Origin of the sequence: Shewanella sp. SW1 (genome assembly GCF_025653545.1) — a bacterium.
GTDB lineage: Bacteria > Pseudomonadota > Gammaproteobacteria > Enterobacterales > Shewanellaceae > Shewanella > Shewanella oncorhynchi.
The window spans coordinates 146365-170098 of sequence record NZ_JAKKSG010000008.1; the positions used below are offsets into that span (position 1 = coordinate 146365).

General features: G+C 45.5%; 24 protein-coding genes. 13 read left to right on the forward strand and 11 right to left on the reverse strand.

What is annotated here, in order from left to right; all coding sequences use genetic code 11:
* Position 1: 1 nt before the first annotated feature.
* From L5M71_RS09295 to L5M71_RS09320, 6 genes are all read right to left on the reverse strand, one after another.
* Positions 2-193, reverse strand: a complete 192-nt coding sequence (locus L5M71_RS09295) for a hypothetical protein (RefSeq protein ID WP_263207085.1) — start codon at positions 191-193, stop codon at positions 2-4.
* Positions 194-865: a hypothetical protein gene (locus L5M71_RS09300; protein ID WP_263207087.1), complete on the reverse strand. Its 672-nt coding sequence runs from the start codon at positions 863-865 to the stop codon at positions 194-196.
* Between the two features lie 3 nt (positions 866-868).
* Positions 869-1735, reverse strand: a complete 867-nt coding sequence (locus L5M71_RS09305; protein ID WP_263207089.1) for a hypothetical protein — start codon at positions 1733-1735, stop codon at positions 869-871.
* Positions 1736-3118: a hypothetical protein gene (locus L5M71_RS09310; RefSeq protein ID WP_263207091.1), complete on the reverse strand. Its 1383-nt coding sequence runs from the start codon at positions 3116-3118 to the stop codon at positions 1736-1738. It abuts the gene before it with no gap.
* Between the two features lie 124 nt (positions 3119-3242).
* Positions 3243-3554, reverse strand: coding sequence for a Flp family type IVb pilin (locus L5M71_RS09315; RefSeq protein WP_263207093.1), 312 nt, complete (start codon positions 3552-3554; stop codon positions 3243-3245).
* A gap of 90 nt (positions 3555-3644) precedes the next feature.
* The gene (locus L5M71_RS09320) at positions 3645-3911 is read right to left on the reverse strand and encodes a Flp family type IVb pilin (protein WP_263207095.1); all 267 of its coding nucleotides are present in this window, start codon (positions 3909-3911) and stop codon (positions 3645-3647) included.
* Positions 3912-4539: 628 nt separating this feature from the next.
* Between L5M71_RS09320 and L5M71_RS09325 the strand changes: the two genes are divergently transcribed.
* Positions 4540-6009, forward strand: a complete 1470-nt coding sequence (locus L5M71_RS09325) for an OmpA family protein (RefSeq protein WP_263207098.1) — start codon at positions 4540-4542, stop codon at positions 6007-6009.
* A gap of 115 nt (positions 6010-6124) precedes the next feature.
* Here the strand turns inward: L5M71_RS09325 and L5M71_RS09330 are convergent, their stop codons facing one another.
* The 4 genes from L5M71_RS09330 to hslR form a co-directional block, all read right to left on the reverse strand.
* Positions 6125-7684: an AbgT family transporter gene (locus L5M71_RS09330; RefSeq protein ID WP_263207100.1), complete on the reverse strand. Its 1560-nt coding sequence runs from the start codon at positions 7682-7684 to the stop codon at positions 6125-6127.
* A gap of 254 nt (positions 7685-7938) precedes the next feature.
* The gene (locus L5M71_RS09335) at positions 7939-9480 is read right to left on the reverse strand and encodes a phosphoenolpyruvate carboxykinase (RefSeq protein ID WP_263207102.1); all 1542 of its coding nucleotides are present in this window, start codon (positions 9478-9480) and stop codon (positions 7939-7941) included.
* 198 nt (positions 9481-9678) lie between these two features.
* Positions 9679-10539, reverse strand: coding sequence for an Hsp33 family molecular chaperone HslO (gene hslO, locus L5M71_RS09340; RefSeq protein WP_105250990.1), 861 nt, complete (start codon positions 10537-10539; stop codon positions 9679-9681).
* Between the two features lie 14 nt (positions 10540-10553).
* Positions 10554-10952 (reverse strand): ribosome-associated heat shock protein Hsp15, encoded by a 399-nt coding sequence (hslR, locus tag L5M71_RS09345; protein ID WP_011848177.1) that lies wholly within the window; start codon positions 10950-10952, stop codon positions 10554-10556.
* Positions 10953-11205: 253 nt separating this feature from the next.
* Between hslR and gspC the strand changes: the two genes are divergently transcribed.
* The 12 genes from gspC (at position 11206) to L5M71_RS09405 (ending at position 22832) form a co-directional block, all read left to right on the forward strand.
* The gene (gspC, locus tag L5M71_RS09350) at positions 11206-12135 is read left to right on the forward strand and encodes a type II secretion system protein GspC (RefSeq protein WP_131525237.1); all 930 of its coding nucleotides are present in this window, start codon (positions 11206-11208) and stop codon (positions 12133-12135) included.
* A gap of 24 nt (positions 12136-12159) precedes the next feature.
* Positions 12160-14286, forward strand: a complete 2127-nt coding sequence (gene gspD / locus L5M71_RS09355; RefSeq protein ID WP_263173767.1) for a type II secretion system secretin GspD — start codon at positions 12160-12162, stop codon at positions 14284-14286.
* Positions 14279-15844: a type II secretion system ATPase GspE gene (gene gspE / locus L5M71_RS09360; protein WP_263173768.1), complete on the forward strand. Its 1566-nt coding sequence runs from the start codon at positions 14279-14281 to the stop codon at positions 15842-15844. The genes gspD and gspE overlap by 8 nt, the downstream gene beginning before the upstream one ends.
* Positions 15845-15847: 3 nt before the next feature.
* Entirely contained in the window at positions 15848-17071 is a 1224-nt protein-coding gene (gspF, locus tag L5M71_RS09365; protein WP_105250995.1) for a type II secretion system inner membrane protein GspF, read from the forward strand.
* A gap of 63 nt (positions 17072-17134) precedes the next feature.
* Positions 17135-17569, forward strand: coding sequence for a type II secretion system major pseudopilin GspG (gspG, locus tag L5M71_RS09370; protein ID WP_105250996.1), 435 nt, complete (start codon positions 17135-17137; stop codon positions 17567-17569).
* Between the two features lies 1 nt (position 17570).
* Complete coding sequence (gene gspH, locus L5M71_RS09375) at positions 17571-18146, forward strand: type II secretion system minor pseudopilin GspH (protein ID WP_113941577.1); 576 nt, start codon at positions 17571-17573, stop codon at positions 18144-18146.
* Positions 18133-18501, forward strand: a complete 369-nt coding sequence (gspI, locus tag L5M71_RS09380) for a type II secretion system minor pseudopilin GspI (protein ID WP_105250998.1) — start codon at positions 18133-18135, stop codon at positions 18499-18501. Before gspH ends, gspI begins: the two co-directional genes overlap by 14 nt.
* Complete coding sequence (gene gspJ / locus L5M71_RS09385) at positions 18482-19258, forward strand: type II secretion system minor pseudopilin GspJ (RefSeq protein ID WP_131525235.1); 777 nt, start codon at positions 18482-18484, stop codon at positions 19256-19258. Before gspI ends, gspJ begins: the two co-directional genes overlap by 20 nt.
* Complete coding sequence (gene gspK / locus L5M71_RS09390; protein ID WP_105251000.1) at positions 19255-20253, forward strand: type II secretion system minor pseudopilin GspK; 999 nt, start codon at positions 19255-19257, stop codon at positions 20251-20253. Before gspJ ends, gspK begins: the two co-directional genes overlap by 4 nt.
* A 137-nt stretch (positions 20254-20390) precedes the next feature.
* Entirely contained in the window at positions 20391-21578 is a 1188-nt protein-coding gene (gene gspL / locus L5M71_RS09395) for a type II secretion system protein GspL (protein ID WP_263179884.1), read from the forward strand.
* A 1-nt stretch (position 21579) separates the two neighbouring features.
* The gene (locus L5M71_RS09400) at positions 21580-22056 is read left to right on the forward strand and encodes a type II secretion system protein M (protein ID WP_105251002.1); all 477 of its coding nucleotides are present in this window, start codon (positions 21580-21582) and stop codon (positions 22054-22056) included.
* Positions 22057-22070: 14 nt separating this feature from the next.
* Entirely contained in the window at positions 22071-22832 is a 762-nt protein-coding gene (locus L5M71_RS09405) for a type II secretion system protein N (protein ID WP_263202612.1), read from the forward strand.
* A 141-nt stretch (positions 22833-22973) separates the two neighbouring features.
* On the opposite strand, the gene yrfG is transcribed toward L5M71_RS09405, so the two are convergent.
* On the reverse strand, positions 22974-23636 hold the full coding sequence (gene yrfG / locus L5M71_RS09410; protein ID WP_105251004.1) for a GMP/IMP nucleotidase: 663 nt from the start codon (positions 23634-23636) through the stop codon (positions 22974-22976).
* Positions 23637-23734 lie beyond the last annotated feature (98 nt).

Here is a 23734-nt window from a genome sequence, read left to right on the forward strand (position 1 = left end):
TTTAATTAGGGAGTGCAGATAATGATTTGGCATAAGCAAAGGCGGTATACCACTCTCGAAGTGCCTCAATGCATATTTCCATGATGCTTTTTTGATTTTCTAAAGGCATAAGCAAGGCTGCAACTAAAGCTCCGCAAACGACTAAATATTCAATGCTGGCCTGTCCTTGGTTAAAGGTTTTAAAATTCTTCATTTACTGTCTTTCCATGACTTTATTTGCAACAATATATGTTACGTCGTTTGCTTTATTGAAACTTATGTCTATGACATCTGCTCCCTTACTCAGTTGAAGTGCCGCGGTACCTATGGATGTCTCTAGTAGCCCAATATTTTCAATCCAGCCTTGTTGCAGAAAATAATTTCGGTAGAAGTAATAGTTGGCACTGACACTTTGTTTGCTAGCAATAGTGAGAGTGCGTCCATTTTTGTAAATATCATTGGAATGGATGTCTGAAATCACATCGCTATTAATTAAGGTTGGAAAGTTATGTTTCCTTGCCTGATGCAGTGACTGTTCATCCATATCTTTTGTAATGCCAATATAAGCAATTACACCATCAAGATTACTCTGTATTCTCGCTGTTAGCAGATAAGGAGGTTGAAGACTATTAATAATATAATCGCCATCAAACATCCTTGCATCAAAACGCAGGCTTTTGTTTTGCCATTGATTTTTAAAATAACTTGCCGTCATCATTTGACTTTGTTTATCTGTCATTAACCATGTTTTCATGGGATAACCATTGTGTGTCATGTTATCTGCGACAATTTCAACTTTGGAAGTATCAGGAAATTGGATCTCTGGCCAATCAGAAGATTGTGCAATGCCAGAAAGTAGTAATGTGGTAAGGAATAAGTATTTCATGATCTATCCTCCACAGTTAGCTGTGCCATATGTACATAATCTGTTTTGAGGCAAAATATTGGGTTCGACATATCCAAACTTAAGTTTGCTGGGACTAAGTTCTTTGCCGAACGGTATTATTGCGAGTGCTTTTTGGGCAACTTGTATTACTCCCATATCCATAGTTTTAGTTAGCACTAATCGCTCTACGAGATTTTTGATATGATTTGGGCCTGCAGCATTCCACCCTGAAGCTAGCAGAGCATTATTGCCTTGAACATTAAGATCCAACTTATCAAATGGTGCTAAGTAGAAATTTTCTATTTTGTGGCTAACTTTAGTGCGATAAAACTGGTCTGTTTCAAGGTCGAATCCTGTATACGACAGCAAACCTATTGCTTGGTTAACTGCGTTACCAACATTACCAGGCAATCTTTCACCACGATTCTCTTGAGTAAGTCTATCTAACTCATTGTTATTTTTAGGAGGTCCGTTATGAGATTTAATCGCTACTTGCTGGGTGCCATCTTGTTTTAATTGGTGCTTGAGCATTGGGTGCACTTGCTTAGTCCAGTCCCATGCTTGTTTACTGCTGCTGGTTAACTTGACGCCATCTTGTTGATAAAGCCGCCAAGGGATTTGTTTAGCTAGCTCGATTTCGGTCTTTTTTGCTAGGAAGAGATCCGTGCGGTTTGGTAGGCGACTTGGTGTACTTTCTTTCCAGACAGTACGTTCCCAGGCGGTATAGTGCGATCCTTGTTCTACTCTATGTTGGATGCCAGTGAGTTTTGCCATAAATGGCAAAAGTAATAATAGCGGTACTGCAACATAGGTTAAGCCGATCACAGACTCAACTAGGGCTTGCCCTGCTTGTTTTTGGCGCGCAGTCATTTACAAAGCCCTCGTTAATGCTAGCACTACACTACGTTCTGTGTGTGTTGAATCAGTTAATCGAGTTTGCCAAAAGGGGTTATATAGGTTGCCGTATTCATGTAGATTATCTGACCGACTCCAAGCACTAGATGTAAGCATTAAATCTCTTGGGCGAGAATAATAAACCTGTGCTGTAGAGAGTGCATTTAAGCGTGTTCCGAGCATTTTTTCATTTAATGCTGGGTCAGTGTTTTGGTCTCCAGCTTCTAGAGAGCTCGTGGTGCCAATATCTTTTTGTTGTTTAGAGACAACAATAGCAATATTGCCTGTTTGATTAATACTCTTAACAGTATTCGAAAGACCAAAGAATGGTTGGACTCCGTTGTAGGAACCACTAGTTTGTTCATCTCTGGCTGCGTAATTGGAAGATTGCCTATTATATTGTCGACTCTCTCCCCATGAAACGTTGTTACCAGCATTCCTAATCTTGGCTTCTGTATTTGCGCGTGTTGATGCCCAGCCAAGTGTATATTCCGACGTACGCCAACCACATTTAAAACGACGACAGCCCCATTTTTTCCAGTGAGTGCTAATCGTGTCCATTGCTGTCCAAGTTTCAGCTCTGTTTTTTCCATTAGGAATTAAATCGCTTCCACCTGTTTTTATTGTATTCCACTTAACTATCCCTAGATTCCCATGCCATGGGCTATCGAGCCCATAGGTTCGTCGTGTACTGAATTCATCCCTAGACTTCAGTGTCACTGTAATAAAATCAGCATATTGAGTTTTATTTTTTTGATTATTTCGAGTGTGCTGTTCTTGGAAGTTAACCCAAAGATCTTTTATATCTCCCAACATTTGTGGGTTTTGCATGAGATCAAGTTGTGCTTTAGGGTCATTCGCTCTCACTATTTCCTGCGCTGTTGACATAGTCGATATAAGTCCAGCATAGTGAATTATTTTTTGTGACATGCTCAATGCATGTAGGATAGCGTTTTCAAGAGTAATCATTACGCTTAGAAAAGGTTGAACGCCAGTGTTTACGACCGTAATAACCTTGTTGACCGCTGCAATAGCCTGACCTATGTAAGGGACGCTGCAGAAATAATCGCAAGCTGTTTCTGAAAATTGTTCTGTCATATTAAACCAAGATGACAGACCAACAAGCTGCGCAATAGCAACTTGATTAGCTACTGCAGCCCTATTGGTATATGCTTTATAATTAAAATCGCGAGCAGCAATTGTTGCTACACTGTAAGCGGTATTATCTGCGGTATTTTGTAGTTTAGTACTTTTGAGATTCAATTGAGCAGAATTGAAGCTAAATAACACAACCATAATCGCAAATGACATGAGAATGAGGGACAGCACCATGGCTTGCCCCTTTTGTTGAATCAGCATCTATCACAGTTCCTTTGCTAGTGCATATTTTCTACAAAAACTAAAAACTAAAAACTAAAAACTAAAAACTAAAAACTAAAAACTAAAAACTAAAAACTAAAAACTAAAAACTAAAAACTAAAAACTAATCTTTATCAGTACTGCCGCCAGTACCAGTACCAGTACCAGCACCATCGCTAGCGTTATTAGCACCTTGATCGTAGTTGCCTAGATTATATTTTTTATTAGCTACTTCAGATGCGGAATCTGCGGAACCTTTTGCATCGCTGATTTGTTGAGTCGCAGAATTTCCAGACATTTCTGCTGATAATCCTGCAACTTGATTACGGATAGTTTGGCCAAAAAAACTATAAACACCAATTGCCGAAACAGCAATTAATGCCACTATGATGATGTATTCGGTCATGCCTTGACCTAGTTGTTTTTTTGAGAACATGATTTAAATTCCATTTCAATCTTGATAATACCTTGAGGTAAATAAACAATAGCAAGAAGTATGTTAATGTCATCTCCTTGCTATTAGCGTTTATTTGGCGCTGCTATTTGCAGCTTTATCATAGTTACCTAAATTGTAATTTTCTTTAGCTACAGCAGTTGCATCAGTAGCCGACTTCTTTGCTGCTCCAATTTGTGTTGAGGCACTATTTCCTGACATTTCTGCTGACAAGCCAGAAACTTGGTTGCGTATTGTCTGACCAAAGAAGCTATATACACCAATTGCAGCTACGGCGATTAAAGCTACTATGATGATATATTCAGTCATACCCTGACCACGGATTTTACTTTTAAACATAATCATTCCTTTGATAAATTAATAAACGGACTTTATTTTTCCTTGTACAACAAATAATCACAATCAATCATAAGTATTAAGTTGTTTATTAGTTGTTTCTTGTGTTGTTTTTTTGTTTCTTGCTGTGAGTGGAATATTTGCCTATCGAGCATGTGATATTGTTGGTGATGTTTAAGCAAAGCAGTCTGATTTATGTCTTTGCATTGTTTTTCTTGTCTATGAGAGGATTGGAGGGGTTAATTAGATATTAAAGATTATTTCGGTAATAAATCATTAAAATAAAAGGCTTTTATGGTACTTGGCATAAGTCACAATATGGCTTTTATTTTTGATATTATGTAGGCGTTATAAATGAGGGTAGGTACTAGGTCATTCATATGTAAAAGTGGCCGGAGTGGAAAAGTCATATTGCCAAATAAACGTCCTTAGTGATGAAGGTGAATCTCGGCTAACAGACATGCTAAATGATTGACATCTGCACCAGGCTGCTGTTTTTCCGTTAGCCATTTTTGCTGTTAGAACCCATCATCACAATCACGCTAAAGTATTAACTTGTTTCTGATTTATTATTTGATACTGCATTTAGTGTTAACTTACTCACCAGTATTTCTATGGAGGGTAAATATTAATGCGTGTTTTCAACTCAGGTTGCTTAGTGGGTTTATTGGCGTTATCGATTGGTACTTTTACGTCGTTACCGTTACAGGCGGCGGATGAAGAATTATTTACACTGTTTCCTACGGCAAAGTTAAAAGAAGAGCTGACTCGCCACTATGTTGAGTATCCTTTTATTATCAGCGTTGGCGAGAGTAGAGCGGACTTTAGCTTTAAGCCAATATTTGGCCAGTTACAGCAGCAAACATACGAATTAGCACCTGAATATAGTCCTAACCATACACTCGATAATTATCGGGCTCAATTGAAAAAGCTTGGCGGTGAAGTATTATTCGAGTGTCGTCTTGAAACGTGCGGTAATACTCGTCTATTGCAAGAGAATATTGCCTTGTTGGATGGCGTGATTGGTGTCGATAATGGTTATTTATTCGCTCGAGTTAAGCATGAGCAGAAAGAGTTTTATACTGCTATACAAACTGCAAGCACGACTAATTCTTATGCATCTATCCATATCACGACCTTAGAAGTTGTGCCTGAACCTTTAGGTTTAGTCACTGCTAATGCGGCATTTTTACAACAAGCACCTAAGCAGATTGAGTTTAATGACAATGTACAAAAGGACACTGAAGGTGCTGAAGATCATCCGTTGCTAAGTCGCTTAAAGGGCGCTGTGATTCATGAATTTAAACGTCAGGGTTTTGCTAGCACAGCTTTCGTATCTGCTATGGATGCTACCAACAAACCTGTGGTGGTGGAGCGTGCAGGTAAGCTGACTCAGAATGGTTATCAGTTGCCAAAGGAATACTCAAGTTATGAGGTGTTTAGCAACTATAAAGCAGCGCTGACTAAACTCGGCTTCGAGGCGCAATTTGAGTGTAAGGGAGAGGCCTGTGGCCCTGAAAGAAAATTTGTCGAGGCAATTGATTCTTTAGTCAATATTGGTAATGAAGAGAGCCAGTTTTATGGCTGGTATACCTTAACTCGCCCTGAGGGCAATGTGCATGTAAGTACTTATACCATTGGCTTTATTGGCGGCTTATGGACAGAGTTACGGGTATTGGAAGAAACTCAACTTAAGGATGACCGTGTCGGTATCAACCTTGCGGCTTTGACTGATCAAATTGAAGCTAAAGGACATGTCACCCTAGAAGGGCTGTTATTTGAGTACGATAGCGACAAGTTATTACCAGAAGCTCTGCCCGTTGTGGAAGTGCTGGCGAGTTATTTAAGCGCTAACCCAAGCCGCGCATTTTATGTGGTTGGCCACACTGATGACAAAGGCAACCAAGCTTATAACCAAGGTTTGTCACAACGTCGTGCTGTTGCAGTCGTCAAGTTGCTTACCGCAAGTCATGGTATTAAAACTCAACAGCTTGAAGCTGTGGGTATTGGCGAGCATGCGCCCATTGCCAGCAATAATGATGAGGCGGGGCAACAACAGAATCGTCGAGTAGAGTTAGTGCTGAGATCGGATACTAAGTAAACACAATAGCTTGATTCAATAGATATAAAAATGGCGCTCACAGTTAACTAAGTGGGCGCCATTTTTGTTTATCTGTGATCGCTCAGCCGAAAATCTCAGCCAAGCGATATTCACACTAAGATAGTGCCGGGAAGGAGAGCGAGCTGCCAATCCCTAGAGGCAAGCCTAAGGTCCAATATGCCAGTAAGAAACCGCTCCAAAGTAAAAGAAAACTGATTGAAAACGGTAACATCAGTGCCACTAAGGTGCCGATGCCTGATTCCTTAACGTATTTTTGGCAAAACACCACAATTAACGGAAAGTAAGGCATCAGTGGGGTGATGATATTAGTGGATGAGTCGCCCACTCGGTAAGCGGCTTGAGTCAAATCCGGTGACACACCTAGTTCCATTAACATGGGCACCATAATGGCACCAATTAATGCCCATTTGGCTGAAGCGGAACCCACTAATAGATTGACGAATGCAGTGAGAAACACAATTCCCACCAAAGTCACACCCATAGGAAGGGCTAATTCCTTTAACGCCAACGCGCCTTTAATGGCCATTAATGCGCCTAAATTGGATTGACCAAATGCATAAATAAACTGGGCACAGAAAAAAGCCATGACGATGTAATAACCCATGCCACTCATGGATTTACTCATGCCCTGAATAATGGCTCTGTGGTTGTTTGCCGTGCCAGCGGCATAGCCATACACTATGCCGGGCACGAGGAAGAACACAAAAATAATCGCCACAATGGAGCGCATTAATGGCGCTGAAGCACTGGTTAAGGCGCCATCGGTACTACGCCAAGCAGAGTTGTCCCCATAGGCAGTAAACACCAGTCCTAAGGCACACAACAACATGGCGGCCATGGCGAATTTGAGTCCGCGGCGCTCATGGGGTTGCAGTTCATCTAGGGTTGGGAGCGTGCTGGGATCGCCATTCACCGCAGTGTTTTTTAGGCGCGGCTCGATAACTTTATCCGTTAAGAACCAGCCAACTAAGATAATTAAAATGGCAGAAGCCGAAGTAAAAAAGATGTTATTCAGTGGGTTAATCGTTAATGTGGCGGCCGCGGGATCGGCTGATAATCTTGCTGCTGCCTGAGTTAAGCCCGCTAACATAGGATCAAGACTCGATGGCACGCCAACGGTTGCAGAAAAACCGCCGGATACGCCAGCGAAAGCGGCGGCTATACCGGCTAAGGGATGGCGACCAGCGGCATAGAAGATCACCGCGCCGAGTGGGATAACGAGTACATAACCCGCATCAACCGCGACATGGCTCAGAATACCCACGGCTATCAATACCGGGGTGAGTAACATCTTGGGAGTGACAGATAAAATGGAGCGCAGGCCTGCATTAATAAAGCCGGTATGTTCAGCAACGCCTAGACCCAACATAGCAACCAGCACGACACCGAGCGGCGGGAAAGTCACAAAGGTCGTGACCATCGCCGAGGTAAACGCGGTCAGTGCACCGCCTTCGAGCATATTCACGACTTGAATCGGGTTACCAGTACGAGGGTCGATTTCATCAAAACTGACACCCGATAATCCCCAAGAGATCAACCAGACTAAGCCCAGAAACATCGCAAATAATACTGCTGGGTCGGGCAGTTTATTGCCGACGACTTCGACGCCATTGAGAAATCGCTGGAATCCAGTGACAGGTTTATGATTTTCCATTTGGGTGCCGCTTCCTAAAAAATGATGATTGTTATCGGTGATTATAAAAACGCAGCATTAATTTAAGCTTGGTTTAACTAATCGATAAGAAATAAAACACATAAAAATCTATCGCAGTGACTTTAGTGCGGGTGGATTTCATCGTCACTAAATCAATTTAGCCGCAAATAAAAAGCGCGGGTTCATGACTGAACCTGCGCTTTTTTACTCAACAATGTGTTTGATTACATTATCCGAATGGAGCCGCTACGTGCTTAAGCCTTTGGGCCTGCATTGCGGATAGCGTCTGACACTTGATACTTAGCGAAGTTTTTAGTGAAAGCTTCTGCTAGCTTCTGGGCGTATTCGGCATATAGCGCTTTATCGCCCCAAGTGTTGATTGGGTTGAGTAAATTGCTGTCTACACCACTTACTGCCACAGGAACGGCGAGGTTCAAGGTGTCTAAGTGGACGGTTTCCACATCTTTCAGCTCACCGCTGACAATTGCATCGACGATGGCGCGGGTGGTTGGGATGTCAAAACGTTTACCTACACCGTGTGGGCCACCAGTCCAACCAGTGTTGACTAAGTACACTTGGCTGCCGAAGGACTCAATGCGCTTCATCAACAGTTCTGCGTACACGCCAGCAGGGCGTGGGAAGAAAGGTGCGCCGAAGCACGTTGAGAAGGTGGATTGAATCGCCGAGGTTGAGCCGATTTCAGTCGAACCTACTTTGGCGGTATAGCCAGACAAGAAGTGGTATGCCGCTTGTTCTTTGGTCAGGATAGAAACCGGTGGTAATACGCCAGATACGTCGCAGGTTAAGAATACAACCGCATGTGGCTCAGCGCCGCAGTTGTCTTCTTTACGTTGGGCGATGTGCTCCAGCGGATAGGCTGCGCGAGTATTTTCCGTTAGGCTGCTGTCTTTGTAGTTAGGTACGCGGTGTTCGTCCATAACGACGTTTTCAAGTACAGTGCCGAAACGAATCGCATCCCAAATCACGGGCTCATTCTTCTGGCTTAAATCGATACATTTGGCGTAGCAACCGCCTTCAATATTGAATACGCCGCCAGGTGCCCAGCCGTGTTCATCGTCACCGATAAGGAAGCGTTTTGGATCGGCAGAGAGTGTGGTTTTACCTGTGCCAGATAAACCGAAAAATAGCGTAGTGTCGCCATCTTTACCTACGTTGGCTGAGCAGTGCATAGGTAGCACGCCTTGGGCTGGCAGTAGGAAGTTCTGCACTGAGAACATAGACTTTTTCATTTCGCCAGCGTATTTCAGGCCAGCAAGCAGCACTTTACGTTCGGCGAAGTTTAAAATCACGGTTGCATCTGAGTTAGTGCCATCACGTTCTGGTACGCAAATAAAGTCAGGGGCATTGATGATCTGCCACACTGGTTTGTCTTTACGATTAAATTCTTCAGGAATGATAAATAGATTGCGGGCGAACAGTTGGTGCCAAGCGTATTGCGTGGTGACTCGTACTGGTTGGTAATGTTCAGTGTCGGCACCGACTTCGAGATCAGATACAAACAGTTCTTTATCGGCTAGGTAAGCTTCAACCCGTGCCCATAAACCTTCAAAAGCACCTGGATCGAAAGCCTGATTGACTGGGCCCCATTCGATATCAGCTTCTGAACTGGGTTCTCTTACAATGAAACGATCGCCAGGTGAGCGACCGCTGCGAGCGCCTGTTTTAGCAACTAATGCGCCATTGGCTGTCAATTCACCTTCGCCGCGTAGCAGGGCAAATTCGACAAGTTGTGCTGTTGAGGGGTTAAAGTGAACGCGGTTTAATCCATCCGCCATAGTGAGGTCTCCATTTGATTTGTAAGGTTATTTTAATATCGATCGTCTGCCGATTTAATTTTATTTATCGCCTGAGTCGTGCTAGGTGACAAAGTGAGGGCGATTGTAGCCTAAGCCGAGTGCAATGTGTGAGGGGATTATAGGTATGAATAAAAAATGGGCGCCAAATAGGGCGCCCATTTTTTAGGGGGAGTCGTTTTACTGCTGGGTTGTTGATGTTTGACCGTTAGCAAATAAGGTTGCTACGTCTATGGCATCAAAGGTGTATTTAGCGTGGCAATATTCGCAACCCATTTCTATCTTGCCATCTTCGGCGAGTATGGCTTCGATTTCTGCTTGATCTAAGGTTTTGATCGCGCCAGCACTGCGTTCATGGGAACAAGTGCATTTAAAGCTCACATCGATAGGATCAAATAAGCGTACTTCTTCCTGATGATAGAGGCGATGTAACACGCTTTCTGCATCAAGAGTAAATAGCTCTTCGGCCTTGATGGTCGACGTCAGTTGGCTCAAGTGTTCGAAGTCGGCGTTGTGATCTTGCTGGCTTGGCAGAATTTGTAGGAACATGCCCGCCGCTTGTTTGCCGTCGGCAAATAACCAAATTCCCGTAGGTAACTGCTCAGATTGATTGAAGTATTCTTCAACACAGGCCGCAAGCGTTGGCTTGTCTAGTGCAACAACACCTTGGTAGCGTTCACCTTCGTCGGGTGTTAAGGTGATGACCATATAGCCTTGGCCGAAGAGTTCTGTGAGGCTAGCATCATCGGCGAGTTCAGCATTCCAGCGAGCCACACCGCGTAACTCTTGTAAATTGTTACCGTTGATCACCGCTAAAGAAACAGGACCGTTGCCTTGTAACTGTACGCTGATATCACCGCTAAATTTCAATGTAGCGGTTAATAGTGAGGTGGCTGCCATTAATTCACCCAGTAGCACTTGCAGTACGGCTGGGTATTCTTGGGCGCTGATCACTTGTTGATAGCTGTCTTGTAACTGTACCAGTTCACCGCGCACATCGGCATTATCGAACAAGTAGCGGTGTAAAGTATCTTGGTTCATCGTGTATCTCACTGTTAAAGGTCTTTAAAGCGCATGAGCTGGCGTCGTTGCTTTTTATCTGGTTTCTGATCGGGTATCGGGTTATTGAGCATGTGGAGGCGTCGTTGCTCAGCATTAATGGCCCGTTTAGCCAGACTTGTCGCGGTTTCTTCGTACAATTCTTGTGCAATCGCACCACTTTGGCGTAATTGCGATAATTTTTTTATGACGATCTCTTTATCGTCATATCCTTGGCGTATCTTAAGGACGGCGCCTATCTCGGCATTCCTACTAGATTTGGCACGCTGGCCGTTGTAATGTACTTTGCCGCCGTTAATCATTTCTTTGGCGATGGCACGGGTTTTATAAAAACGTGCAGCCCAAAGCCACTTATCGAGTCGAATGTCTGTTTTATCGCTTTGACCTTGAGTCATAGTGTCTCCAGCTAAAAGATCGATGAGTTCACATGCCGAGCAAGAAAATGCGTGAAGAGCATTTCTATTATGTTAAAGGGTGGCGTGCTTCACACCCTTTTATGGCGGGCAAAGTTAGCATAATTGGCCTATTTTCGCCAATTTGAATGCTGTTATGGGCTTGTTGCCAAATGCTGCCTAGGTTAGCATGACACGGTAATCGCCTAATTATTATAATCAGAACAGAGACCTGTATCGAGGGTCCACATAAAATATGGATTTATTAGATAAAGTTATCGCGAAAGCCATTGGCATGCCCCATAAGCCCTTAAGCCGGATAGTCTTCTGGTTGGGTTTTATTGTGATCATGTTGTTAGCCGCGCAAATTACATGGAAATTAGTGCCTACTAGCTCATCACCCAGTGCTTGGTCGCCAACGCCCGTTAACCTGACGGGTAAAGGTGCTGGGCAGGTTGATCTTGCGGGTTTACAGCAGCTTGGTCTCTTTGGTAAGGCAGATGCTAAATCTGAAAAGCCAAAAACTGAGGTTGTTGAGACTGTGACCGACGCGCCTAAGACCACGCTTTCTATTCAGCTCACTGGCGTTGTTGCATCGACCGCGGATCAGAAAGGCTTAGCGATCATTGAGTCAAACGGCAGCCAAGAGACCTACAGCTTAGGCGATAAAATCAAGGGCACTTCGGCATCTCTGAAAGAAGTCTATGCCGACCGTATTATCATCACTAACGCTGGCCGTTACGAGACATTAATGCTCGATGGCTTAGTTTATACTAGCCAAAGCCCAGCTAATCAGCAGTTACAACAAGCTAAGACTAATAAGACTGGCTCGGCAGTGAGCCGTGTCGATCAACGTAAAAATGCCGAAATCTCCCAAGAACTCGCCGAATCCCGCACCGAATTGTTAGCCGACCCTAGTAAGATCACCGATTATATTGCCATTTCGCCTGTCAGACAGGGTGATGCTGTGGCGGGATATCGCTTGAATCCAGGGAAAGACGCCAATTTGTTTAAGCAGGCGGGTTTTAAAGCTAACGATTTAGCCAAATCGATTAATGGATACGACTTGACCGTAATGAGTCAAGCGTTAGAAATGATGAGCCAATTACCCGAGTTAACCGAAGTTTCTATTATGGTTGAGCGGGAAGGACAATTGGTTGAAATCATGTTTAGTTTGCCGCAATAACACGCGTTAGAGGAAAGAAAAAGAATGAATAACAAAAGGATTCGACGCAAGCTGATTGCTGGGGTTGTTGCGGGTGCAGCCATGTTCTCCTCCCAATTCGCTTGGTCTGAACAGTATGCGGCCAACTTTAAAGGCACGGATATTCAAGAATTTATCAATATCGTTGGTAAAAACCTGAATAAGACCATCATAGTTGACCCGACAATTCGCGGCAAAATCAACGTTCGCAGTTATGATCTGTTGAACGATGAACAGTATTACCAGTTTTTCCTCAACGTTTTACAAGTTTACGGTTATGCCATCGTTGAGATGGAAAATAACGTTATTAAAGTCATTAAAGACAAAGATGCCAAAACCGCTGCAATTCGAGTCGCTAACGATAACGACCCCGGCCTTGGTGATGAAATGGTGACGCGTATCGTGGCGCTGTATAACACTGAGGCTAAGCAATTAGCGCCGTTATTGCGTCAACTTAATGATAATGCGGGTGGCGGCAACGTAGTGAACTACGACCCCTCCAATGTCTTGATGTTGTCTGGCCGTGCTGCTGTAGTGAACAAGTTAGTCGAAATTATCCGTCGAGTGGATAAGCAAGGCGATACCTCGGTGCAAGTGGTGCCGTTAGAATTTGCTTCTGCGGGTGAAATGGTACGAATCATAGATACCCTTTATCGTGCTACCGCTAACCAATCTCAATTGCCAGGCCAAGCACCAAAAGTGGTTGCTGACGAACGTATTAATGCCGTGGTCGTGAGCGGTGATGAGAAGAGCCGCCAACGTGTGGTCGAGCTTATCCATCGTCTCGATGCCGAACAAGCCAGTACAGGTAACACAAAAGTCCGTTATCTACGTTATGCCAAAGCAGAAGATTTAGTTGAAGTGCTGACCGGTTTTGCCCAAAAATTGGAAGGCGAGAAAGATCCGAGCGCTCAGGCTGCGGGTGGTGGTAAACGCCGTAATGAAATTAATATCATGGCGCATACTGAAACCAACGCCTTAGTGATCAGTGCTGAACCCGATCAGATGCGTACTATCGAGAGCGTGATTAATCAACTCGACATCCGCCGTGCTCAAGTGTTAGTTGAAGCGATTATCGTGGAAGTGGCTGAGGGCGATAACGTGGGCTTCGGGGTGCAATGGGCGGCTAAAGCGGGCGGCGGCACTCAGTTTAATAACTTAGGCCCAACCATAGGTGAGATTGGCGCGGGTGTATGGCAGGCACAAGGGGAAAAAGGCTCTTCAGTGACGACGATTGATCCGAATACAGGGCAGCCCGTAGTGACCACCAACCCAGATAAGCGCGGAGATGTGACGCTACTCGCCCAAGCCTTAGGTAAAGTGAACGGTATGGCTTGGGGCGTGGCCATGGGCGACTTTGGTGCCTTAATTCAAGCAGTGTCGAGTGACACTAACTCAAACGTACTTGCAACGCCTTCTATTACGACCTTAGATAACCAAGAAGCCTCGTTTATTGTGGGTGACGAAGTGCCTATTCTGACAGGTTCTACCGCCAGTTCGAGCAACAGCAACCCATTCCAAACCGTTGAGCGTAAAGAGGTTGGGGTTAAACTGAAAGTGGTGCCGCAGATCAACGAAGGCAGCTCAGTTAAGCTGACGATTGAACAGGAAGTTTCTGGGGTTAACGGTAATACAGGCGTGGATATTTCCTTCGCGACTCGTCGTTTAACCACTACCGTTATGGCGGATTCTGGTCAAATTGTGGTACTCGGTGGTTTGATCAACGAAGAAGTACAAGAAAGTATACAAAAAGTACCGTTCTTGGGTGATATCCCTATTCTAGGACATTTGTTTAAATCTTCTTCGAGCAAAAAAACGAAGAAAAACCTCATGATCTTCATCAAGCCAACGATTATACGTGATGGCATCACGATGGAAGGGATTGCTGGACGTAAATATAATTATTTCAGAGCATTACAGCTTGAACAGCAAGAGCGTGGCGTTAACTTAATGCCTGATACTAAAGTGCCTGTACTAGATGAATGGAATCAGTCTGAGTATTTACCACCTGAAGTTAACGAGATTTTAGAGCGTTATAAAGAAGGTAAAGGTTTAGAGACCCAGATGCGTAAAACGGATCCAACGCTCAAAACGCTCGATGAAAACAAAAACAAAGATAAAACCAATGAGTGAAATTCAACTATCCCAAGTCGATGACCTCAGCCAAGTCTCTAATGAGCTAGGCCTTGAAGCTGAAGGTGATGAGGTATTTCGTTCGAGCAGTAAAGAGCGTTTACCTTTTGCCTTTGCACACCGCCACGATGTGGTGCTCGCGCAGGGTGAAACGGGCGAGTTAAGCTTGTTTTATACGAGTAAAACACCGTTAACGGCTATGCTCGAAGCACGGCGTTATTCGGGTGTTGATTTGCCTTTGGTTAAGCTCGAAGTCGCAAAGTTTGAGGCCAAACTCACTCAAGCATATCAGGCGAACTCGTCTGAAGCGCAGCAGTTGATGGAAGACATAGGCAACGAGATGGATTTATTCACCCTTGCCGAAGAGCTGCCGCAGACCGAAGACTTACTTGAAGGTGATGATGATGCGCCTATCATCAAATTGATTAATGCCTTGTTATCTGAAGCGATTAAAGAAGAAGCGTCGGATATCCATATCGAAACCTACGAGAAACAGCTCGTGGTGCGTTTCCGCATCGATGGTGTGCTCAAGGAAGTCCTCAAGCCAAACCGTAAACTGTCGTCGCTGTTAGTGTCGCGGATTAAGGTTATGGCTCGCCTCGATATCGCCGAAAAACGTGTGCCACAGGATGGCCGTATTTCGCTGCGAATCGCAGGTCGTGCGGTAGATGTGCGGGTATCGACCATGCCATCGAGCCACGGTGAACGTGTTGTACTGCGTCTGCTGGATAAAAATACTGGCAACCTCGATTTAGAACAATTGGGGATGACAGACAGTATTCGCGTTAAGTTTGAAGATCTTATTCGTCGTCCTCACGGGATCATTTTGGTGACTGGCCCTACGGGCTCGGGTAAAAGTACCACTTTGTATGCGGGTCTGACGGAGATCAACTCCAAAGACACCAACATACTCACAGTAGAAGACCCTATCGAATACGAGTTAGACGGTATCGGTCAGACCCAAGTTAACACTAAGGCCGACATGACTTTCGCCCGTGGTCTGCGCGCTATTTTGCGTCAAGATCCCGATGTGGTGATGATAGGTGAGATCCGTGACCTCGAAACCGCGCAAATTGCGGTGCAAGCGTCACTCACTGGTCACATGGTAATTTCAACCCTGCATACCAATACAGCCTCTGGTGCGATAACGCGTTTGCAAGATATGGGCGTAGAGCCTTTCCTCGTGTCTTCAAGTTTACTCGGCGTGTTGGCTCAACGCTTGATCCGAACCCTTTGTCCTAAATGTAAAATCGAGCATGTGCCCGATGCGCGTGAGCGTGAGTTGCTGGGCATAGCCGCCGATGACGACAGGCGTATTTTCCGTGCCAATGGCTGTAAATCCTGTGGTAACAATGGCTACCGTGGTCGAACCGGTATTCATGAGCTGTTACTGGTTGACGATAATGTGCGTGAATTGATCCATGGCGGCCGCGGAGAGTTAGCCATCGAAAAGTATATTCGTCAGTTTGTACCGAGCATTCGTCACGATGGCATGAGCAAAGTGCTCGCGGGCATCACCACTCTCGAAGAAGTGCTACGTGTGACTCGCGAGGAGTAATTTATGCCAGCATTTGAATATAAGGCACTGGATGCCAAGGGAAAGCAGCTTAAGGGTGTGATTGAGGCGGATACCGCCAGACACGCCCGCAGCCAACTGCGCGATCAGCGCATGATGCCCTTGGAAATACTGCCTGTTACTGAAAAAGAAGCCAAAGCTAAGAGCAGCAGTTTTTCGTTTTTCAAACGTGGCATTTCAGTTGCTGAATTAGCTTTGATCACCCGCCAAATTGCGACCTTAGTGGCCGCTGGTTTACCGATTGAAGAATCCCTTAAAGCCGTTGGTCAGCAGTGCGAGAAAGATCGTCTCGCGAGCATGATTATGGCGGTACGTTCTCGGGTGGTAGAAGGTTATAGTCTGGCCGATTCCTTGGCTGAATTTCCGCATATTTTCGATGATTTATACCGTGCCATGGTGGCCTCGGGTGAAAAATCCGGTCACTTAGAAGTGGTGCTTAATCGGTTAGCAGATTACACAGAGCGACGCCAACAGCTTAAATCTAAGCTGACCCAAGCCATGATTTATCCCGCGGTTTTGACCACAGTGGCGATAGGGGTGATTTCAATCCTGCTAGCAGCGGTTGTGCCTAAAGTGGTCGGACAGTTTGAGCACATGGGCGCCGAGTTACCCGCTTCGACCCGCTTCTTGATTTCTGCCTCTGACTTTGTTCAAAACTATGGTGTGTTTGTGGTCATCGCCTTAGTGCTGCTGTTCGCACTCTTTCGGCGCATGTTAAAGTCACCTGCGTTTCGGATGAAGTACGATAATTTTTTATTGAGCATGCCAGTTGTTGGCCGTGTGAGTAAGGGATTAAATACGGCGCGTTTTGCGCGGACGTTAAGTATCTTATCCGCCAGTTCAGTGCCTTTGCTCGATGGTATGCGTATCGCCAGTGAAGTGTTGCAGAATATGCGAGTGCGGGCCGCAGTTGACGATGCGACCGCACGCGTGCGGGAAGGAACTAGCTTAGGTGCAGCGTTGACTAATACTAAGTTGTTTCCGGCTATGATGTTATACATGATTGCGTCGGGCGAGAAGAGTGGTCAACTTGAGCAGATGTTAGAGCGGGCCGCCGATAACCAAGACAGGGAATTCGAAGGTAACGTCAACATAGCATTGGGTGTATTCGAGCCTATGCTGGTGGTCAGTATGGCGTGTGTTGTGCTCTTTATCGTGATGGCAATTTTGCAGCCAATTTTAGCCTTGAATAACTTGATTAGCGGTTAATTTTTGAATTTATGGATTATGACCAAGTCGATTGGCATAGGATTTTTTTAGGAGAAGTAGTCGATGCAAATGAACAAGAAACATCAAGGTTTTACCTTACTCGAAGTGATGGTTGTTATCGTGATTTTAGGGATTTTAGCCTCTATGGTTGTGCCTAACTTGATGGGTAACAAAGACAAGGCTGACCAACAAAAAGCTGTGTCTGACATTGTTGCACTCGAAAATGCCTTAGATATGTATAAGTTAGATAACGGTGTCTATCCATCGACCGAACAAGGCTTAGAAGCATTAGTGCAAAAGCCTACGATTTCGCCTGAGCCACGTAACTACCGTGAAGATGGTTATGTAAAACGTTTGCCAGAAGATCCATGGCGCAATAACTACCTGTTGTTAAGCCCTGGCGAAAACGGCAAGTTAGATATTTTCAGTGCAGGCCCCGATGGTCAACCAGGTACCGAAGATGACATCGGTAACTGGAATTTACAGAATTTCCAATAAGATGCTAAAGCTGCGTCACGCTGGTTTCACCTTAATGGAGGTGATGCTAGTGATTTTGTTGATGGGGCTCACGGCTGCGGCTGTGACTATGTCTATCGGCAATTCTGGGCCGCAACAGGCCTTAGATAGAACGGCGCGGCAGTTTATTGCGGCCACTGAAATGGTGCTTGATGAAACCGTTTTAAGTGGCCAGTTTATTGGTATTGTGATTGAGAAAACCAGTTATCAGTTTGTTTTTTATAAAGAAGGTAAGTGGGAGCCTTTGGATAAAGACAGACTTTTATCTGAAAAGCAAATGGAGCCAGGGGTTGTACTGAACTTAGTGCTCGATGGTTTACCTTTGGTACAAGAGGATGAGAAAGACGATTCTTGGTTTGAAGAACCGCTGATTGAACCCTCTGCCGATGATAAGAAGAAACACCCTGAGCCACAGGTCATGCTATTCCCGAGCGGTGAAATGAGCGCTTTTGAGCTGACGTTTATCGCTAAAACGAACAAAGGCCAGCAGGCCGAAACGTTAGTGGTCGGTGATGCGCTGGGCAGATTAACCATAGGGCGCCCCGATGAAACGCGTTAAGGGCATGACCCTACTCGAAGTGATTGTGGCCCTTGCCGTATTTTCGATTGCGGCTGTGTCTATCACTAAAAGTTTGGGCGAGCAGATGGCAAACATGCCGATTCTGGAATCGCGCACTTTGGCACAGTGGGTGGCTGATAATCAGATGGTCGATGCCAGACTTGATCCACAGTTTCCTGAAATCGGTAAAAAAGAAGGTCAAGTTGAGCTCGCAGGAAAAGATTGGTATTGGCGTAAAGAAGTGGTGAAAACGACGGACGATAATTTTCGTATGATCCGCATAAGTGTGAGTGAAGACGAACGCTATCAGCGTATTGCCGCACAAGTGAGCAGTTATGTCCTTAAAACTAACTAGTGCGCAACGGGGATTCACCCTGCTGGAAATGCTGATCGCCATTGCGATTTTTGCCATGATAGGTTTGGCTTCTAATGCGGTACTCAGCACAGTGCTGACTAACGATGAAGTGACGCGCGCGTTTTCAACTCGGCTTAAAGCTCTACAGCAAGGTTTTGGTGCGATTGAGCGTGATCTCGCGCAAATGGTGGCGCGCACGCCAAGATTACTCGAAGGTGGTCGAGGTTCGACCGTCTTCCAAACGGGCAATGATATCTTAGATTCGGAATCAGAAGCCTTAGTGTTTTACCGTTTAGGCTGGTTAAATCCCGACGGTTTATTACCGCGAGGCAGCTTACAGTCGGTGGCGTATGTGGTGCATGAAGGGCGGCTGGAACGTTGGTATTTTCCTTATCCTGAGCCTGAATTTGGCGCCGAGCCGATTAAGACAGTGATTATCGACAAAGTGCTGTCGGTGGAATATTCCTTCTTCATGGAAGACAAGTGGGAGCGTAAAGTCGAGGCGACTAAGTTGCCTAAAGCGATCGCCATGGAGATTGAGATTGAAGGTTTAGGCAAGATCCAACGTAAGTTCTTGTTGCCGCTGGGTGCTGTTGCACCAGAAAAGTCTAAGGATGACGATAATAAAGACGAAAATCCGGACGATACGAACAAAGATAAAGACAAAGATGGAGTCGATGATGGCTCGGGGAACGATCCAGGTGACGGTTCTGGTGATCCAGGTGATGGCGACCCTGAAGATGAGGGCCGCGAATGAGAACCCAATCTCGGTCTAAACAGCGTGGTGTCGCACTGATAGTTGTGCTCTTGATTGTGGCCATGGTGGTGATCATCGCGACAAATATCACTGGCCGTAATCAGTTATCCATGCGTCGAACGTTGAACTTGGCCCAGTACGATCAAGCCTATTGGTACGCGATTTCTGCCGAAGAACTGGCGAAGAAGATTTTAAAACAAGATTTAGACGACTCGGAAGGTCGGGTCCACAGGCAACAATATTGGGCCATGGCCGATGTTGTGTTTCCGGCTGAATACGGTGAAATTGCTGGCAAGATCACTGATATGCGCGCCTGTTTTAACTTAAATGCCTTGTCTGTGACCACGAAAGAGGTGGAAAACAGTCAACCTAAGCTGCCGCTGGCGGCGAAGCAATATAAGGCCTTGTTGGTGAGTTTAGGGATGGACGACTTTAGTGCGGACCGTCTGACCCAGACCTTAAAAGATTATATCGACGAAGACACTACTGCTAGCCCTTATGGTGCCGAAGATGCGGAATACGAAGCGCGAAATGTGCCTTACCGTGCGGCCAATACGCTGATGAATCATCGCAGTGAATTACGGGCAGTGATGGGATACACCCAAGATATCTATTTGAAACTCTTGCCCTATGTATGCGTTATCCCTGGTAATGACAGGCAATTACTGAATGTGAATACCTTGGAAGTCGAGCAAGCGGCACTGTTAGCTGGCATGCTTGAAAATCAGATTTCGGTAGGCGAAGCAGAAAGTATCATCAACCAACGCCCCGGCGATGGCTTTGCCAAGATAGATGATTTTTATGAAAGCTCATCCATGGGATCGATCAAGTGGGAAGGTGCCATGAAGTCGAGCTTTGTCATCGATAGCCAATATTTTTTATTGGCCTCGGGGGCGAAGGTTGATAACGCCGTATTTAGAATGGAAAGTGTGCTCAAAAAGAGCGGCGGCAATAAAATGGAAGTGCTTACCCGTCAGTTTGGTGGCCAAAAATAATGGAAGTGCTCACCCGTCAGGGTTTGATGTTGGTGGGCAAAAATAATGGCAGTGCTCACCCGGCAGAATCTGGTGGACAAAAATAATAGCAACGAGCTCAGTCACGCTTTCTTGACTGGGACTGGTGGAGAAAAACTGTGAGTGAACGGCTATTTATTCGCTTAGGCAGAACAGCAGAGCAAGCGTGCTCTTGGCTCGTTTGGTCGGAGCAAGAACAGGAAATTATCGCCTCTGGCGAGCTCGCCAATGCCCAAGGTTTGTCGACCTTAACTGAGCGTGCGGGCAATCGTCCCGTCGATGTGTTAGTGCCCGCCGCGGCAATGACACTCACTAGTGTGCATTTGCCCGAAAAAGGCCAACGCCAAGCCTTGAAAGCCTTGCCTTTTATGCTCGAAGAAGCCTTAGCCGATGATGTCGATGCTATGCATTTTACTGTTGGTCCACGTGACGGTGACGCCTTAAGTGTGGTCGCAGTGGCCCATGAGCAAATGCAGACTTGGCTGAGTTGTTTGACTGAAGCGGGTTTAAAAGTGAAGCGCATTGTGCCTGACTGTTTAGCCTTGCCATTGCAAGAGTGCCAATGGGCGGCAATGAATTTTGGCAATGAGCTATTGCTGCGTACCGGATTAGCTTCGGGCCAGAGCTTACCTCTGCCTTGGTTGCCAATTGCGTTAGAACAACTTAAGCCTGCACAGGGCGAAGTCTCTGTCGCCAGTTATACCGAGATGCAACTCGAGGGTGTCGAGCTTAAGCCGCAGTCACTCGAGCTACCTATGTTAGTGTTAGCCCGCGGTATTTTGCATGCGCCAGTGAATTTACTGAGCGGCGTTTACACGCCGAAGCGTGAATACAGCAAACAGTTGGTGATGTGGAAGAGCGCTGCCATCGTTATCGCCATCGCGTGCGTGCTGGCCTTAGTGAATAAAGGGCTGACTATACATCAAGTCAATGGTCAGGTTGCCGATCTTAAAGCCCAGAGTGAATCCATTTATCAGCAAGTGATCCCGGGAAATTCGCGCATTGTTAACCTACGTTCGCAGATGGAAAGTCAGTTACGTGCATTGCAGGGACAGGGCAGTGGTGCCGAGTTTTTTGCCATGCTCGATGGTTTACAGGATGCCTTTAAGCAAGTGCCTGAACTTAAACCTAATAGCCTAAGATTCGAAAGCGCGCGTAACGAGATCCGTATGCAAGTGAGTGCGAAAAATTACGCGCAGATCGAGAAGTTTAAAGAGATTGTCGGTCGTCGTTTTCAACTCGATGGCGGCACTATGAATAGCGGTGAAGAGCAAGTCACCAGTACATTAACCTTGAGGAGCAAATAAGATGGATAATTTGCGGACTTGGTGGCAAGGGCTCGCATCGCGCGAGCAGCAGTTAGTAGGCTTTTGCTCGGTATTTTTAGTCATTGGTATTTTTTATTGGGGTGTTTGGACGCCGATTGCCAATGCTGAAGCCGATGCATTACGTAACCTCAATGCACAGCAACAGACGTTGAACTATGTAAAACAAACGGCGAATAAAATAGCGAGTCTTAAGCAGAACGGTGCTAAGCCAACTACGTCGGGCAGTTTAAGCTCAGTGGTTAACCAAACTGCGGGCAATTATGGGTTAGTGATTACTCGCATGCAACCCCAAGGCGATAAGATCCAAGTGTGGATGGACGATGTTCCTTTTGATGCCTTGTTAGGTTATTTGAGTGAGTTAGTGCAGAAGAAAGGACTTTCGCTCGAAAGTGTTGATTTGGCTGAGGCTGATGTACCTGGCTATGTCAAAGTGAGACGTATCCAATTAGCGCAATAAATTAAGGTGTAGCTGTGAGTTTGATAAAAAAAGTCATCATAGGCGTACTGATTTATTTAATGTTTTTAGTCGTTCTATTCCCCGCTAAGATTGCGATAGCGTTAGCCCCATTGCCCGCGAATATCAGTGTTTCGGGTGTAAGTGGCAGTATTTGGTCTGGCAGCATAGAAACCTTAAGTATGCCGCAGCGTCAGGTAGAGCAAGTGCGTTGGGGTCTGAGTCCTTGGGCGCTATTTTTAGGTAAAGTGAAAGTGGATTTTCAAGTGGGCAGCCGCGCAACACCTGTCAGTGCTAAGGGATTAATTTCTTGGTCTATGGGAGGCTTAAGTGCGCAGGGGCTACGTTTCGAAGCGCCGGATAGTTTTTTACTCGGCAATGCAAAACTGCCTTTTAAAACCGAAATCACCGGTGAAGTCAGTTTGTTGGTCGAGACGCTAGAGCAAGGTAAGCCTTGGTGTGAACAGTTGTCTGGTAAGCTGTTTTTGAATCAAACCAATGTTAAGAATCAGTTTGGTAACTATCCTCTAGGTAATATTGAACTCGGACTGAGTTGTGTCGAAGGCAAAGCGCAATTGGCCACAGATGAAACCAAGAACCAGCTTGGTATTGTTGGTACCTTACAGTTAGATGAAGGCAATATGGTGAAGGTTGAGGCTAAGATTAAAGAAACGGCAGAGCAACCGGAAGATATGCGTGAGTCGCTGAATATTTTAGGTAAGCGTGGTGCGGATGGTTATTTCCCTGTGGTATATCAGGGGCGGATCCCTGGGTTATAGCGCTGTTTTAGATGAGCACTTAAACTTAATGTGAGTGCTCAGATGTGAAGGCCGTAATGCGAGAGTTGCGATTAAACGTTCGATCCTAAAACACGCTATGAATAGAAACGAAGGCACCTAAGGTGCCTTTTTTATAGCCTTTTATCGCGTTAGATCAGTCAGTAGTGAGTGATAGTCGGTAATCGCGGGGAAATCGTGAAAGACTTTGATTGGTTTTTTACTGTCAGGGTTAGCAATTCCTAATTGATGACCCACACCGGCAAGTTTTGCGGCCTTGAGTATGGGTTCGCTATCGTCGATAAAGAGACAGCGACTTGGTTCAAGGTTGAATTGCTTAAACAAGGTCAGCCAAAATTGTGGGTGTTCCTTAGGGTAACCTGTCTCGTGGCTAGAAATCATGTCATCGAGCCCTGCTGCCAGCTCGGTATGTTCAAGCTTTAGGGCAAGACTCTTGGGATGCGCATTGGTCACTAAGATGCGCCGTTTACCTGCAGAGGCCAAGGCCGCTAAAAATGGCATGCTGTCTTGGCGCAGTTGAATGCGATCCACTAAAGTGCGGTGCAAGCCCATAATGTCGAGCTGCAGTTGCTCCTGCCAATAATCGAGACAGTACCAATCGAGCGTGCCTACGACTTTCTCATAGGCGTTCACAACTAATTGCTGCGCTTCGTTGTGGCTCACACCTTGCTGTCGACTCAATTCCTGCGGTACTAAATTCAGCCAAAAATGATTGTCGAAGTGCAAATCCAATAGGGTGCCATCCATATCGAGCAGAACCGTATCGATAGTCTTCCAGTTAAACATGGGTATTTCCTATTTTTGCAAAACTGAATCACGCTTAGCATTGATTGTTGCACTGCGTAATACTCAGTGATGACGATGATTCGAGTCACTTGTATGCT